The 15548-nt window shown below is 41.8% G+C and carries 10 protein-coding genes; 3 read left to right on the forward strand and 7 right to left on the reverse strand.

Features of this window, described 5'->3' with window-relative positions; genetic code table 11:
- Positions 1 to 21 precede the first annotated feature (21 nt).
- From B9Y69_RS13650 to B9Y69_RS13665, 3 genes are all read left to right on the forward strand, one after another.
- Positions 22 to 2376: a TonB-dependent receptor domain-containing protein gene (locus B9Y69_RS13650; RefSeq protein WP_085473535.1), complete on the forward strand. Its 2355-nt coding sequence runs from the start codon at positions 22 to 24 to the stop codon at positions 2374 to 2376.
- A gap of 244 nt (positions 2377 to 2620) precedes the next feature.
- A complete protein-coding gene (locus B9Y69_RS13655) occupies positions 2621 to 3187 on the forward strand; it encodes a hypothetical protein (RefSeq protein WP_085473536.1) in 567 nt (188 codons plus the stop codon).
- Between the two features lie 240 nt (positions 3188 to 3427).
- Positions 3428 to 4975 (forward strand): sulfatase, encoded by a 1548-nt coding sequence (locus B9Y69_RS13665; RefSeq protein ID WP_085473538.1) that lies wholly within the window; start codon positions 3428 to 3430, stop codon positions 4973 to 4975.
- A gap of 61 nt (positions 4976 to 5036) precedes the next feature.
- Here the strand turns inward: B9Y69_RS13665 and B9Y69_RS13670 are convergent, their stop codons facing one another.
- The 7 genes from B9Y69_RS13670 to B9Y69_RS13700 form a co-directional block, all read right to left on the reverse strand.
- On the reverse strand, positions 5037 to 6077 hold the full coding sequence (locus B9Y69_RS13670; RefSeq protein WP_085473539.1) for a linear amide C-N hydrolase: 1041 nt from the start codon (positions 6075 to 6077) through the stop codon (positions 5037 to 5039).
- Positions 6078 to 6217: 140 nt separating this feature from the next.
- The gene (locus B9Y69_RS13675; RefSeq protein WP_085473540.1) at positions 6218 to 7750 is read right to left on the reverse strand and encodes a sulfatase family protein; all 1533 of its coding nucleotides are present in this window, start codon (positions 7748 to 7750) and stop codon (positions 6218 to 6220) included.
- Positions 7747 to 8130 (reverse strand): BACON domain-containing protein, encoded by a 384-nt coding sequence (locus tag B9Y69_RS13680; protein WP_144036582.1) that lies wholly within the window; start codon positions 8128 to 8130, stop codon positions 7747 to 7749. The genes B9Y69_RS13675 and B9Y69_RS13680 overlap by 4 nt, the downstream gene beginning before the upstream one ends.
- Before the next feature lie 11 nt (positions 8131 to 8141).
- Positions 8142 to 9971: a RagB/SusD family nutrient uptake outer membrane protein gene (locus B9Y69_RS13685; RefSeq protein ID WP_085473542.1), complete on the reverse strand. Its 1830-nt coding sequence runs from the start codon at positions 9969 to 9971 to the stop codon at positions 8142 to 8144.
- An 8-nt stretch (positions 9972 to 9979) separates the two neighbouring features.
- Positions 9980 to 13474, reverse strand: coding sequence for a SusC/RagA family TonB-linked outer membrane protein (locus B9Y69_RS13690; RefSeq protein WP_144036583.1), 3495 nt, complete (start codon positions 13472 to 13474; stop codon positions 9980 to 9982).
- 129 nt (positions 13475 to 13603) lie between these two features.
- On the reverse strand, positions 13604 to 14677 hold the full coding sequence (locus B9Y69_RS13695) for a FecR family protein (protein WP_159451851.1): 1074 nt from the start codon (positions 14675 to 14677) through the stop codon (positions 13604 to 13606).
- 56 nt (positions 14678 to 14733) lie between these two features.
- On the reverse strand, positions 14734 to 15285 hold the full coding sequence (locus B9Y69_RS13700) for a sigma-70 family RNA polymerase sigma factor (protein ID WP_085473544.1): 552 nt from the start codon (positions 15283 to 15285) through the stop codon (positions 14734 to 14736).
- Positions 15286 to 15548: the final 263 nt, after the last annotated feature.

The following is a 15548-nucleotide window of genomic DNA, read 5'->3' on the forward strand; positions in this document are numbered from 1 at the left end:
GGGACATGGGAGACTATTATAATGAAATCAACCATACTATGCGTGTTATTTTCTTGTTCTGTGCTAGGGGCATTCGCGCAGGCCACTTTATCTGGTAAAGTGTTTGATCAGGGGGGCTTACCGATGAAAGGTGTGTCAATACGGTTGCTACAGCTACCTGATTCAACCTTAATGATGCAGACAACAGCGCTTGCGGATGGATCATTCGAGATGCGGGGACTTCAAAAGGGCGAATATCTTGTTCATTATAGTTCTGTGGGCTATGTTTCTATGTTCAGCAGACCTTATACATTAACGACCACGAGTCAAGCTGTGGTGCCGATTTTCTTGCCGCCAACAGAACAGGCCATAGAAACGGTAAAAGTTGTGGGGAAGCAGGCAAGTATTCGTCAATATGCAGATAAAATGGTGGTTGACGTGGAAGGAAGTGTATTGGCAGAGGGAAATAATGTGTTGGAGCTATTAGAAAAAACTCCTGGACTGGTGTCCGATGGTAAAGGGAATTTCTCTATTCAAGGTCGAGCAGGGGCAAACGTTCGTATAGATGGGCGTGATATGTATGTTTCGGGAGAGCAGTTAGCCAGTATTCTGCGTGGACTACAAGCTTCTGAGGTATCAAAACTTGAGCTGATGAGCAATCCATCCGCCCGCGAGGATGCTTCAGGTACTGCTGGAATTATCAATATCGTAACGAAACGAAATACTAAAGTAGGTTTTGGTGGCGATGTTTCCTTACGGGGTAGTCAAGGTCGATCTTTCGATGGTGGTTTTGGCGGAGGACTGCATTATAAAGTCAATGGTTTGGATATGTATGTGCAAGGAAATGAAAATTATAGCCGGACGAACAGTTATAATCTGACAGAGCGGAGCTTTTATAGCCAAGGGGATTTGATGTCTTTTCAACGACAAGATGAAAAAAAGTATCTTGATAATGCGGTCTCTCACAGTGTTCGGGCTGGAGCGAAGTATGAGTTTGCAAATGGAGGAATATTGGACGGAAGTGTGCATTGGATGGAAGGTAAATATAAACCATATGCAACGATTGAAATGGATACATGGAACTACCCCAATCAGGTACATGCTAGCCGCGCAAAAAGTTTTAACAACTTTGATGAATCATACAAAAACTGGACATTTAATGTCAATTACGCTAATAAATATGAAGGAGAAGATCACTTTTTAAAATTCAATTTTGATTTTGCGCCACACGGTAATGATTATAATAATCGTTTTGAAACGGATGTTTTTGATCTTTTGAATAATACGGAAAAAGCAATAGGACGTACCAACGTACAGGACCTAAGTAATACGACGTATGCCGGTCGGCTTGACTACAGTCGGCCATTAGCGAATGCCAATAAAATTGAGCTTGGCTGGAAAGGAACTTATTTTTTCATCAATAATGATGTGGTCAATACTGTGCTTGAGAACAAGCTTTGGGTCAAGGATATAGCTACTTCAAATCGTTTTCAATATACACAACATATTGAAGCTGTGTACGCTATTTATTCAGGGAAGTATAAAAAAATTGAATATCAAGCAGGCTTGCGCGGCGAGTACACATTTATCAATGCGAATCAGGTAACATTAAATAAGAAAAATGATCAACGTTACTTTGATCTCTTTCCAAGCGGATCCTTGTTGTATAATCTGAATGAAAATCATATGTTGCGATCTTCATTTAGCAGTCGTATTGAGCGTCCGGGGGATCATGATATCAATGTTTTTCGTATTTATGAAGATGCATTTAGTTATTTCGAAGGAAATCCTGATTTGAAGCCAGAAAAGAGTTATATCACGGAAATAGGGCATGGTTTCAAAAATCGATTGTTCACTACATTGGGCATATCTTATGGAAAAGATATTATTAATTGGATCATGCGTCGAGGAGATCAAGTTGGAGAGAACCTTTCTAAACCTGAAAATATCGGACGTTATCTTAACTACAGCGCAAGCGTTATGTATAATCAAACGTTAACGAGATGGTGGACTGCTAGCCATTATGTGAATGCTTTTTACAATGATTATTCGGGAGAAATTGATCAGGTTAATTTAGATGCGAAAGGCTCTAGTTGGACCGCCAACAGTCGGCATACTTTACAGTTTAAATATGGGATACGATCGGAGATTTCTATGTATTATCGTTCGGGGGTGACGACGGGACCATCGCGAACAGATCAGCGCTATGGTTTAGATCTAGCAGCGGAAAAGAAAATGTTTGGCGATCGTGGAATGATTAAATTAGCCGTAAATGGATTGCTTCGCAATGCTAATCCACAGCTTACGAGTGAACACGGTGACCTAAAGATATTTTATTCAGATTTTCCTGATAATCGTAAGGTTTTATTATCTCTGAGTTATCGTTTTGGGAATTAATATGGATTGACTACCAAGCGATACGGCGATGTTTTCTTGTGTTAAACGTTGAAAACCAGCATTAACGAAGCATAAAGACCTGTAGTTTCTTGCTTTCCATGGCCTGTATATTCATCCTAGCAGAGGTCTATTCAAAAAGCTATTCTAGATATGTAGAATGGCTTTTTTATATTTGCTTACTCTTTTAAAATGGGGAACTGTTCAAATGATAAAGGACCTCCTATTATAGACAAAACGAAAACCCATGAAGCAAAAATTTAAGAATTATACGATTCAGTTTATTAAAGAGATTATTCCTGTAATTGCGGGTATTCTTATCGCTCTTTTCATTGATAATTGGAACTCCCAAAGAAAAGATAAACTCTATATCGATCAAGTGTTTTCAACCATAGACAGTGAAATAAAGGAATCGAGAGAAGATATCATGGCAACGATACCCCAACAAGAATCGTTGATTGATTCATTGGACTTCTATTCAACTCATAAGGAGGTTACTATTCAGGATATTGTGATGCGGTCTAAAGGAATATTTATTCCTCGGATTAGAATTAATGCCTGGAAGGCTGTTTCCGGTAGTAAAATTGATTTAATTGACTATACGAGGGTCGCTTCACTATCCAATATTGAAGAATTGAAAGGAACATTAAGCGACAAAACTCAATTTTTAATGAGCTTTCTGTATACCAACATAAATGCAACCGATCATAACACCAAGCAGACCTTAAAAATGATCCTTTTAGATATTCTTCAAACCGAAAAAACGATAGAACAGAACATCAAACTATTCGAAAAGGAAAATGCTGATCAATAATGGATGACTGGCAGATGGAATTTCCTCCTGGTTTTTGATATCACTGTCCGAAAACGGAAAGAGATCTCGTATTAAAGTTGTGGCATGTTCTAAATCTTGTAGAAGATGTAATCGATCATCGCCCAGATAGCGTTTGTGTTTGATGGGGAAATATGTTACTTTGCCTAAAGTAATATTGATAAACCTATTCCATTGTATAATCATTTCCCGACAAAGAGAACGGGTTAAAACGGAACTCGTATGAAACGAACAAAAAGAACGTGTAGCGTAAGTTTACTGCTGGGTGCTCTGTTTATGGCACTCTCTGTTTCCGGACAGAAAAAGGATCGACCAAATATTATTGTATTTTTTGTAGACGATTTAGGTTGGCAGGATGTTTCTGTGCCTTTTTATAAAGAGGTTACGCCGTTGAATAAAAAATTCAATACCCCCTTTTTGGAGAATTTAGCCAAAGAAGGGACGAAATTTACAGATGCGTATGCCACGCCCGTATGTACGCCTTCACGAGTGAGTATGCTAACGGGTTTGAATGCGGCACGCCATAAGGTAACAAACTGGACGCATCCTGTGGCGAATAGACCGACGGACAATCCTGACGACATGCTTACTCCACCAGAGTGGAATATAAATGGAATGAGCCCTATTCCAAACATCCCAAAAACTGTTTATGCCACACCCTTTCCACAGCTCCTGAAAGAAGCAGGTTATTTTACGATACATATTGGAAAAGCGCATTGGGGATCTGCAGGAACTCCCGCCGCAAGTCCGTTGAATCTTGGTTTTATGGTGAATGTTGGCGGACATTCCGCGGGACATCCACAGAGCTATTATGCAAAAGATAACTACGGAAATGTACCGGGTAAAGCTAGTCTTCAAGCGGTACCAGACTTGATGGAGTACCATGGTGGTGAGACTTTCCTTACGGAAGCGTTGACGCTTGAAGCCATTAAAGCAATCGCGGAACCAATAAGAAGGAAGGAGCCATTTTTTCTAAATTTCTCTAATTATGCGGTACATGTTCCGATCCAACCGGATCCTCGTTTTGTTCAGAAATATCTGGATCAAGGGATGGATCCTGTGGAGGCAGGTTATGCTTCTTTGGTCGAAGGATTTGATAAAAGTATAGGTGATGTCGTGCAATTCTTGAAGGACAAAGGCGTGTATGATAATACAGTTATTATCTTTCTAAGTGATAACGGTGGATTGAGCCTGCAACCGATGCGTACGGGACCAAATCATACGCAAAATTTACCGCTGCGAGCGGGCAAAGGGTCGATTTATGAGGGCGGAATCCGAATTCCATTACTGATTAAAAATGCGAACAGTCACCAAGCTCGGACCGTAGCTTCTCCTGTAATTATTGAAGACCTCTTCCCTACTATATTGGAGCTTGCTCAGGTGAAAAGCTATTCGACCGTACAACAGCAGATAGATGGTAAAAGTATCGTTCCGTTAATTGATGGACATAGTGACAAGGCTTGGGATTCGAGGGCGTTGATTTGGCATATCCCCAATAAGTGGACGGTTCCTGACGGTCCGGGTATCAACTTCTTTTCGGCTGTTCGTCAAGGAGATTTTAAGCTTGTTTACGACATGAAAAAAGCGCGTCTTGAACTGTATGATCTTAAAAATGATATCGGCGAGACAACAGACCTGGCAGGGAAAAATCAGAAGAAGGTGAAAGAGCTTAGTGAGCTTTTGACTCAGAATTTAAAAAGGATGGATGCTCAACTTCCTCATTATATCTCTGATGGAAAGCAAGTGTTGTACCCGAATGAGGTGAATTAGGAAATTGTCTTTTTAGAGGGAATCAGGGTGTTCTACATTTTGTAGAACACCCTGATTTCAGTTATATGCCTAAAAACTGAAATGGTTTTGTTGCGGCAAAGCTCGCATTTGCTAAACCATTGTAGGTCTTAAATCCGGTCAGATCGAGCTTCATGGCCTTTGCTCCTGCTGATAAGTCAAATTTTTCAAGATCGACCCAAAAGGTATTGGGTGTCAATACTGTTTCAAAATAATAAACTTTATTTTTCTGGTCCGCAACAGAACGCCAACGGGTGGAGGAGATATTTGGTTCGGTTTCCGAACTGATACCGAACGGCACCGAACAATTTCGGATAACACTAAATACACTCGCAACAGCCACTCGTGTGTCCTCGGTTTGTGGAATTGCATTGATATAGTACGATGCGCGCACAAAGCGATCTGCAGCACGGTTTGTGCCAGGGAGCATCACTGTTCCGGGAATCCCCTTCCAATAGTTATTAAGTGCGAGCTGTTCCTCAAAAACCGGAGAGTTTGTCATAACGGTATAGGAAGGGCTGTGGTGAATGATCAGTTTGCCGTTGATATATTCCATGATGGCGTTATCTCCACTTGCATCAGAGATTGATAAATGAAGTGTAGTGAATTTTGTCGTGCCTGGAACGTAATCACTGACGACGGCAAAAGATTCTTTACGGAGGTCGTTTACGGCTTCTTCCACAGTAGCGTAATTGTCAAGGACATACTGTGCCCATGCCGAGATAGAAAGACCTTTTCTGTTACCATTCGGGTCGAATTTAGGATATGTAGATTCCACCAGCCAAAGTACATTGGCGACCAAGCCACGCTCGTTCATTCCATCTGTCGTTGCGATATCCCAAGCGCTAGCAATCACCGAACCATACTTAGATTTCCACTTGATAGATTGAGGACCAACCTCTCCACTCCGCTCGATCCCTTTGGGGAAAACCCAAATATTGGCTGCGATTTCATCTTTCCAATCCATACTCCGTGCCGTGATAATGTTGCCATTAGGCCCTTTGTAAACAACACGGGTACAAGCGATTGCCTTTACACTAAACAAAAGGAATAATCCTACTAGAAAATGGGATAAAACTCTCATAAAACAATAATTTGTGAATATTTATTTTAACTGTATTGTGGTACAAAGGTAGACCTTCGAGCGACACAAAAAAAGCGAACGTGAGGCCGTCTTAACCGATTAACAATTAAATCACAATTCGGTTTGCTTACTACGTTTTATTATTTATCAATATTTGTATTAAAGATTGTTTCCGCTTCGGTATCGTCAAACAAGTGAATCTGTTTGGCCAGCTTCTTTTTCATTTGCTTCACCACTCTCTGATACGCCGGATCTGTATAGCAGTTGCGAAGTTCAGCAGGATCCTTTTGTAGATCAAAAAGCTCCCAGCTTTCCACACGCTTGTAGTATCGAATCAGCTTGTAGCGATCATCACGAACACCAAAGTGCGGACTCACAGCATGTTCGCCATTTTCAAAGTAATGGTAAAACAAATCTTTACGGTGTTCCTGCTTTGGTTTTTGGAGTATATGGACAAAGGACTCTCCCTGCATTGCGGCAGGTTTCTTAACGGACGCAAGCTCCAACAACGTTGGTGCTATATCTGCATTCACCACTTTCGCGTTGAGCTCCGTGTGCGGTTTAATAAGTGGGGGGTAACGCATAACCATTGGCGTACGGAAAGACTCCTCATACATCCAGCGCTTATCGAACCAGCCATGCTCGCCCATATAGAAGCCTTGATCTGACAGATAGATAACAATAGTATTATCCGTTAGCTGGCGTTGGTCGACATAATCCAACACTTTACCAATATTACGATCCATGGACTCTGCTGTATTGAGATAATCAATCATATAGCGATTGAACTTCCACTCAGCAAGTGCTTTTCCGGTAAGGTTAGCATTTTCTAGTTGTTCATAAATCGGGCGATAGTAAGCGATATAGCTGTCTTTTTGTGCTTGTGACATCCGTTTGAAGTTGCCGTCTTTCATCATATCCTCTACTGATTTGAACATCTTCAGGTCGTAGCCCATCTGCATATCCTTGTCGATAGACATTTCTTGTAATGCCGCTGCTTTGCGTGTACTATAATCATCGTTGAATGTTTCGGGAAGAGGAAAGTTAAGGGTATCATAGCGACCAAAATCTTGTGGATCAGGCATCCATGTGCGATGCGTCGCTTTATGTCCAATAACCAGGCAGAATGGTTTGTTCTGGTCTAAGGTATCCAACCAGTTTAGCGCTTTCTCGGTGACGATATCGGACACATAACCCTCGTTGCGATGGCGGCCTTCTTTACTGATGAAATCAGGATTAAAATACGTTCCTTGACCTACTAGAATGTCGTAGTAATTGAACCCTTGTAGTTTATCACCCAAGTGTATTTTTCCTACCCAAGCGGTGTTGTACCCGACCTGTTGCAGCTGTTTTACAAATAGATCCTGACTGAAATCAAATTCTGATGTTTCATTGTCCTTAAAGCCATTTTTATGACTGTATTTCCCCGTCAGCAAGGTGGCGCGGGCTGGCCCGCAGATGGAATTGTTGACGAATGTGTTTTTAAACAAAGCGCCTTCGTTTGCAATACGATCGATATTGGGCGTTTTGCCGTGCTTCGAACCGTATGCACCAATAGTTTGGTAAGCGTGGTCGTCAGAAATAATGATGATGATATTGGGTTGCCGCTGGGCATGTGTGCGGATACTTATCGCACACATGATCAGAAGCAGGGAAATAAACGATTTCCTCATAATGCTTTTTGTTTAAAATTAATAGTTACCTCTTCGCTTGATGTAGAATTGATTTTAACCCATCCTGTTCGCTGGAGGCCAGTATCATTTGCTTTGATACTCAATTTCTGCGTAACGGTGCCCGAGCCATACCTCCGCTCAACGCTGTACCACTGTACATTATCAGGCAGGGTAATCCACCAGCCATTGGTGCTTCCTTCGATCGTCAGCGTAAAGGTTCCAGCACCTTTTTCTATTTCATTCGTGATGGTACTACTCACCTGAAACGGTCCAGGTATAGGTTTGGTGGGCAGGTTTTCTTTTTTACAGCTACTAAATGTAATTAAAAAGCAGAGGATGAGAAAACCGTATTTTCTTTTTTCTAATAATAATGTCTTCATAATTGTCAATGTTACCAGTTCGGGTTTTGTTTCCATTTTCCATTTGTGAGTTCGATCATCCTTTGCTGGATAGGTAGTAAATAGTCTCGGTCTGTGCGAAAACGATATCCATTTGGAAGCACACTTTTGTATGGGTCCATGTAGCGTGTTGCATCTCCCGGGTTTCCTGTTAAATAGAAATTAATGCTTTTACCTGTTGGTGCCGTATCATAATAGAGGAGATTATCTTTGTAGAATCCTGTTGTTGTGTTTTCTTGCACAATGTTGCTCCCCGTAAATAAAATACCTAAAGGACGTTTGCCTACAATAAGTTGATCTGCAGCAGCCCAACGGAAGATATCCTGTAAACGAGTGCCTTCTGCAACCATTTCTACACGACGCTCACGGCGCACGGCTTGGATATACTTGCTCAATGTAGAGAAAGGATATTCCACGGAGGCGTTGTATTCTCGATCGAAATCCATATCAGGCATATTGATACGAGCGCGCAGTGGACGGAGGGCTTCAATGATTTTAGTCGGGTCTTCCTGAAGCTCAGCAAGTGCTTCCGCATAGTTGAGCAATACCTCTGCATATCGGAAGTAGATAACAGGAGCTGCACTCATCCCGTCATCTGTGGTGGCAGCCATATTCGTGTATTCTACATATTTGTAAAGGGGATATCCTGTTGTAGAACGATTAAAACCACTTTGGTTGATGGGTGGAAAGTTTGCGGCAACTGCATCTGGGCGAAGTGGTGCCTGCGGTAAAACGGCCGTTTGCGCCAAACGAGGGTCGCGAACGCTCGGTCGCATGTCTTGACCATAGATTTTTTGAATCTCCGTTTGTAAAGCGCCAGTAAAAGGCTTTCCATCGTATGTCAAGTAGTCCCCAACTAGGCTTTGCGTTAAGCCAATATCTCCACCGCCGGTGGACAGATACTTAGAGACACCGTGACCGATGTTTTCAGCCGGATTATGCTTACGGTAAAGCATCACCTCTCCATTGTTGGATAGGTCTGCTGTGTTGAACATGTTGCGGTAGTCGTCGTTGTATTTTCCCGTACTGTAAATCCGCCAGCGATTTCCATCGATAATTTCCTTTGCCGCATCTCGTGCTTGGGTTAAGTAGCTTTTTATCTTATCTTCTGTTATCGTTGCGGTAAAGAAAGGCGTGTTCTTTAGCTTATGGTAACGCTGCCATGTACCTTCATATAAGGCGACTCGAGACTTGAGGGAAAGTGCGACATCGCGGTGCACCCGCATTGTACTGTTATTGGCCTGGACTTTTAGTAGGTTGATAGAGCGATCCAAATCGCTCAGTATGGAGTCCACAATAACCACACGACTATCTCGCTCCAGATACGTCGACTCATCTTCTGAATTCAAGAGGGTGTTCACCCACGATACATCACCATATTTTTTGACGAGCGTAAAGTAATGCCAAGCCCTAAAAAAGTATGCTTCCCCGAGATATTGATTGATATCGGCTTGGTTGCCTTTTGCATGTACAGACTGTTTTATAAAGAAGTTTACCGACCGTATTTGCTTGTACTCGTCAATAGCTGTGGCATTGGATACCGTCATTTGCCCATTGAGCCTGTTGTCGACCGTCGTGAAGATCATGTTGTCGGTTTTCGCATCGTCAAAAGCAATTCCATTTCCGCCAGTAAAGGCCGGATGACTAGGTAATCCCTGATAAAACTGATTCAGATATAGGCGTAGCTCGTTGGTCGATGATAGACTTCCGCTCGTTGACAATTGGTCGAGCGGTTCGCGGTCAAGGAAACTACTGTCGCATCCAGAAAAAAGGATGCTCAGGAGCCCTAATATAAAGTATGTAGGATTATTCTTATGTTTCATAACGGCAATTAGAAGTTAATATTAAGACCAAAGGAATAAACTTTACTCAATGGATATATCTTACCCATTCCAGAGCCCCCTTCAATCGTCTCGGGATCAAACATTTTTGCTAGCCGGCTGAACGTGAGTAAATTTTCGCCACTTACGAAGACGTTAATCCGTTCAAACTTCCACCGTTGCGTCAGTGCTTTTGGAAGGCTGTAGTTAATGGTTAGGTTTTTAAGGCGTAAATATGCCGCACTCTGTAGGTAACGTGTTGATGTAAGTTGCGTTTTATTGATGTATGAATTAATGGCGCCAGCAGGTGCGGCGTAAGGATTTGGATAGTAACCATCCGGATTGTTTTCCGAGAAATAATCTAAATGTTGATTAAAAACGGTTACCTGTGCAAGCGCTCCCGCTCCCCAGAAATAGGCGTCCGCAAAACCGGGACTGTAGTCTCTTTTACCAATTCCTTGCCACAGCATATTTAATGATAGATCCTTCCAGCTCAAACCTCCTGAAAAGCTGTAGCTGTAACGAGGTGTGCTATTGCCGATAATCGATAAATCACCCATATCACCTATACGGTTGTTACCATTATTGATTTTGCCGTCTTCATTGGTGTCTAGGTACATGAGGTCACCAGGAATCCAGTCACGCGCTGAAATAAATGAACGATCCAGTTTGTTGTAAACATCTGCCTCAGCTTTGGTCCGGATAAGTTGGTTCGCTTGGTACCCCCAAATCTCGCCCGCGGTACGGCCTTCGTACCATTGGCTTGCCGGGTTAAATTTTGTTGGATTCTGGTATTTGGTAACGACCGATACGTAATCGTTTAATATTAAACCTAAATTGTAGCCCCAATCGTCATTAATCTTATCGCGCCATTTGATATTTAACTCCCAACCGCGGGTGCGTAAATCGGCATTATTACTCCTTGCTGGGGTGGTTCCAAAAAGGTCGGCAACATCCTTAGAAGGACCAAGCATATCTTTCGTATTCCGTTGGTATAGGTCTACTGTTCCTGTTAATCGGTAGTTTAGGAACGTAAAATCTAGACCCGCGTTCGCGCTTCTTACTTTCTCCCAGGTTATTAAAGGATTGAAAGCTCCCGGTGCGTTGATGTAGCTCTCTCGTCCATTCTGAAAATAGTAGGAACCTCCGCTACCATTTGCTCCAGGGACAACGATGCTCATATTTTCCGAATAAGCGTACAGTCCGGCACCAGCTTGGTTCCCGAGCGAACCGTATGAACCTCTGATTTTCAACTGATCGATCCAGCCTACTTTATTCTTGATAAAGGACTCTTCGCTCATGTTGTAAGCTGCTGATATAGATGGAAAGAAGCCCCATCTGTTTCCGCGGGCAAAGCGAGAAGATCCGTCGTATCGACCATTGACCTCTAATAAATATTTCTGATTGAAGTTGTAGTTTACACGAGCAAAAACACCTCGGGTAGCCCAGTGGTTTCTCGCTTCGTTACTCGTTTTGGTACCGGTCGAAAGATTGATCCCAGGACGGTCGAAACTTATTAAGTCTATGGACGAAGAGTACAGCTGTTTAAAGGTATTTAACTCCTGCTGAAAACCAGCCGTGAGGTCAAAATTATGCTTGCCAGCGGCCACTTTGTAGTTGGTGTATATGTTGGGTGTGAGGTAGTTATTATTGTTCATCATGCGTTCGTAGCTACCGCCGAGTGGGATGTTGTATTCCGAACGATTTACTAAATAAGTCGTGCCATCAATACCATAGATTGTGCCGGGAAGTTTTAGTATTTCGTTCGCACTATTGTCTAGACGATAGTTTAGATCGGCAAAGATCTTCCAATTTTTGAGAGGAGATATTTCCAGTCCGCCGAGTAGGGCCAATGTGTTGTCCGTCAGGTTGTCTTTTGAGCCAGATTGTAGATAAGGAACCATGGATTGTTCGGTCCAGTTTCCGTAAAAATCGTAGGGGGAGACATTGGGGCGCATCCGTGCCAGATTGTGAAAGAACATGCCTTCAAAACCAGCCAGCGGACTTTGGTTGTTGCTTCTTGTATATTTTACATTTGCTTTTACCTTTAGCCAAGAGGTTAAGCTCGACTGAATGGAACTATTGAAGTTATAACGTTTGTAGTTGATGTCGGCGTAACGTAAAATCCCGTCTTCATCATAGAAACCACCTGAAACATAAAACTGCGTTCCAGCGTTTCCGCCACTCATGCTGACGTTATAGTTCTGACGGAGCGCCGTAGGCTTGTAGTGTAGGTCAAACCAATTGGTATTGGCAACGCCATTGGCACTATTTTCCCAACTTGCATAGTTATTGGTATTGACTTCAGGAAAGATGGAGACACTGGTCGGATCATTGATGTATTGTTGGAGTAGAGCAATCTTGTCCTCGGAATACTGTTTTGTGCCCAGTGCATTAAACGTTGCAGCATTGAAGAAATTAGCAAAGTCTACCGAATTGACCATTTCTGGCAATTTTACTGGAGAGGTCAAGCCTGTGTTACTACTTACGTTGATCGTTTTTTTGCCCGCAGCACCTTTTTTGGTGGTCACCAAAATTACGCCATAAGCGGCGCGTGATCCATATATAGCCGAGGCCGATGCATCTTTTAGAACGGAGATATTCTCAATATCACTCGCGTTGACATCCGCCAGTGACATCTCCATGCCGTCTACTAATACGTATGGTCCGTCTGTACCGCTAAGATTTCCCATACCACGTACGTTGAGGTTAAAGCTTTGTCCAGGTTTGGTATTGCCTCCAACATTAACATTAAGGCCAGGGACAACGCCCTGTAGACTTTGTGTCGCATTGACGACAGGTCTGTTTTCGAGCTCTTTTCCATTTATGGTGGAAACAGCTCCCGTTAAGTTGATACGTTTTTGTGCACCATAACCGACCACAACAACCTCCTCTAGATGTGCCAGATCTTCTTTGAGTTGGATTTGTACAGCCGTTGTGCTAAATGGAATTTCTTGCGTAATAAAACCAATACTACTGATCTGTATCATACTTTGTTGGTTTTTTACGGGAAGGGAAAACTCACCGTTATCATTTGTGAGCGTACCTTTATCGGATCCTTTTTCCTTAATCGATACACCAGGTAGCGGTTCTCCTTTACTATTTACAACCTTTCCTGTGCTGGTTAATTCCTGGTTGTCTATTTGAGAAAGGATAACGCGTCCACCTTGGATCTGTTGCATACGGAAACCTGTTGTGGCTAAAATGGGCGCTAACAGCTGTTTCCATGGTTTATTGTATGCATTTATCTCCTCGATTACAACCTTATCAACCTGTTTGTCGCTATAAATAAACCGCAGGTCTGTTTGTTTCTCGATAAGCTGGATGAGATTTTTGAACTTGATGTTTTTGTTTTTTAATGTTACATTTCCTTGTGCTAAGCTTGTTATAGCGTAACTATTGTAGCAGAAAGCGACAATAAGCAGCAATGTAAATTTTACCATGAGGATCCACTTTAGGCAATAAAGAATAGGCACATGACTTCCAGCATGTGGGTTTTTTTTCATAACTTTAGAATTAGAGGTAAATAATGTAGCACAACACTTTCCTAGGGCTTTGTGCTTGTTAGTTCGTCTTTTGGGTATATCTGTTGGTATACCCTTTTTTTGTAGTCTTTTAGTTCATAAATGATTGTTTTAGTAAATTATTATGCTGTCTTGTTTCTCTTTAAATTTCAGCGGAATACCTGTTTGAATAAGTATATTCAAGATATCGCGACAATTTTTTTCTTCAAAAACACCTGAAAATGGCTCGCTACGGAGGTTGTCATTTTCAATAATGATGGTTTTATTATACCATCTTTCCATCTTTTTAGCGATTATTTCCAGCGGGTCGTTTTGAAAGACAAGTTTATTTTTGGTCCAGAGTAGATCGAGCCCATCCCCTTTATCGGTCTGTATCTTTTTGAAATCGATGGATACCTTGGGGTTGTCCGGGGCAGCATCAATTTGTTGTCGGTTGATGCGCATCGCATTGGTCATAATATTGGTAATCTCAATTTTTTCACCCGGCTTCATAATGAAGGATCGTGTTTTTCCACTGTCTTTCACCTTCAGGTTAACCTTTCCTTCAAAGAGGGCGGTTTCCATTTTTTGTTCTTCCGGATAGGCCCGTACATTAAATTGCGTACCCAGCACCTCAATGGTATTCCCATAAGCGTCTAACAAGAATGGCATCTCTTTATTTTTGGCAACGTTAAAATATGCTTCACCCGATAAATGAACATTTCTGTTCGTTATGCCATATTCCGCGTCATATTTCAACTGGCTCTCGCCATTCAGCCAAATCTCCGTACCATCCTTTAGGCGAAAAAACTTACGCTCACTTTTGGCACATGCGAGCGTAATGGTGGCGACTTGCTCTGAAGGGAGGTATTGATAGCTTATACCGGATATAACAAAGAACAGTGCTACCGCAGCAAGTGCAAGTAATTTCTTTTTGGTGTATTTCTTTTGGACTTTCTTTTCGTTTGACACGAGGTATCCGCTTTCGTTCGGTTGATATTTATCTTTTGATTTTTCAAAGACGGATTCTGCCGCAACGCTACTGGATACGCTAGGCTGTTTGCTTTTTGTAAGGTAAAGGTATAGGTCGATTTTATTTTCATCTTCCGCCATCAGATTATATAGCGACTCTTGCTCCGAGGGAGAAATGCTATTATCTAAAAACTTTTGAATCAATTGTAAAAAGTATTGATCTTCCGATGACATACTACTGCTTTTACAGATAAGACACATCAGAAAATTAAATCCCCCAATAGAAAAAATTATTTTTTTTCTTTCAAGAGGAAATACAGTTTTTTTAAGGCTAATTGGATGTGCCTGTCGACTGTTTTTGGAGAGATTCCCATACTCTCTCCTGCTTCTTTATAGGTTAGTTGATAATCTTTTACCAATAGGAAGGCTTCCTTGGTTTTGGGGGATAGTTGATTGATCGCTCCCTCTATTTCTTGCATCCTTTCATTTGATAACAAGAGTGTTTCTGGCGAAAGGTCATCAATGAGATTGTCTTTATGACTAGATACGGGCTCATATTGAATGACTTTGTTTCTCAGCTGATTGAGGCAGCTGTTTTTTGTGGCTCGATAAAGGTAGGCGGAGATGGATTTGACTTCTATAAATCGGTCACCAAGGTTCCACGTTCTCCAGAGAACCTCTGAAGCAATATCTTCCGCTTGAAGATCGTCTCGAACAATAGAAAAAGCGTAATCCTTAAGAACCACAAAATTGCGGAGAAAGAACTGTTTAAATACATGTTCATCCCGCCCTATTGCGATCATAAGCTTTTGCTCATCCGTTAATTCTTGAATCTCTTGCATGCTTTTGGTTTTGAATCAGGTCGCTCTAAGTTAAGGAAATCATTTAAGGATTTGGCGTAAATATTTGTCTGATCTAGATCTTCATTTTCTGCTTAACCCTATCATTATGGGAATGAAACTCTATCATTTTGATAGGGTTGAAGAATTTTACACTTTTCAAAAATATCGTATCGCGCTCTAGATGAGTCTGTTACTTTTTTTTCTTGTTCGTTGGAACATTCTTTGGCACAAGGGGAATAGTATGCAAAGACAAGCAAATATGA

Source organism: Sphingobacterium psychroaquaticum, assembly GCF_900177625.1.
Classification (GTDB): Bacteria; Bacteroidota; Bacteroidia; order Sphingobacteriales; family Sphingobacteriaceae; genus Sphingobacterium; species Sphingobacterium psychroaquaticum.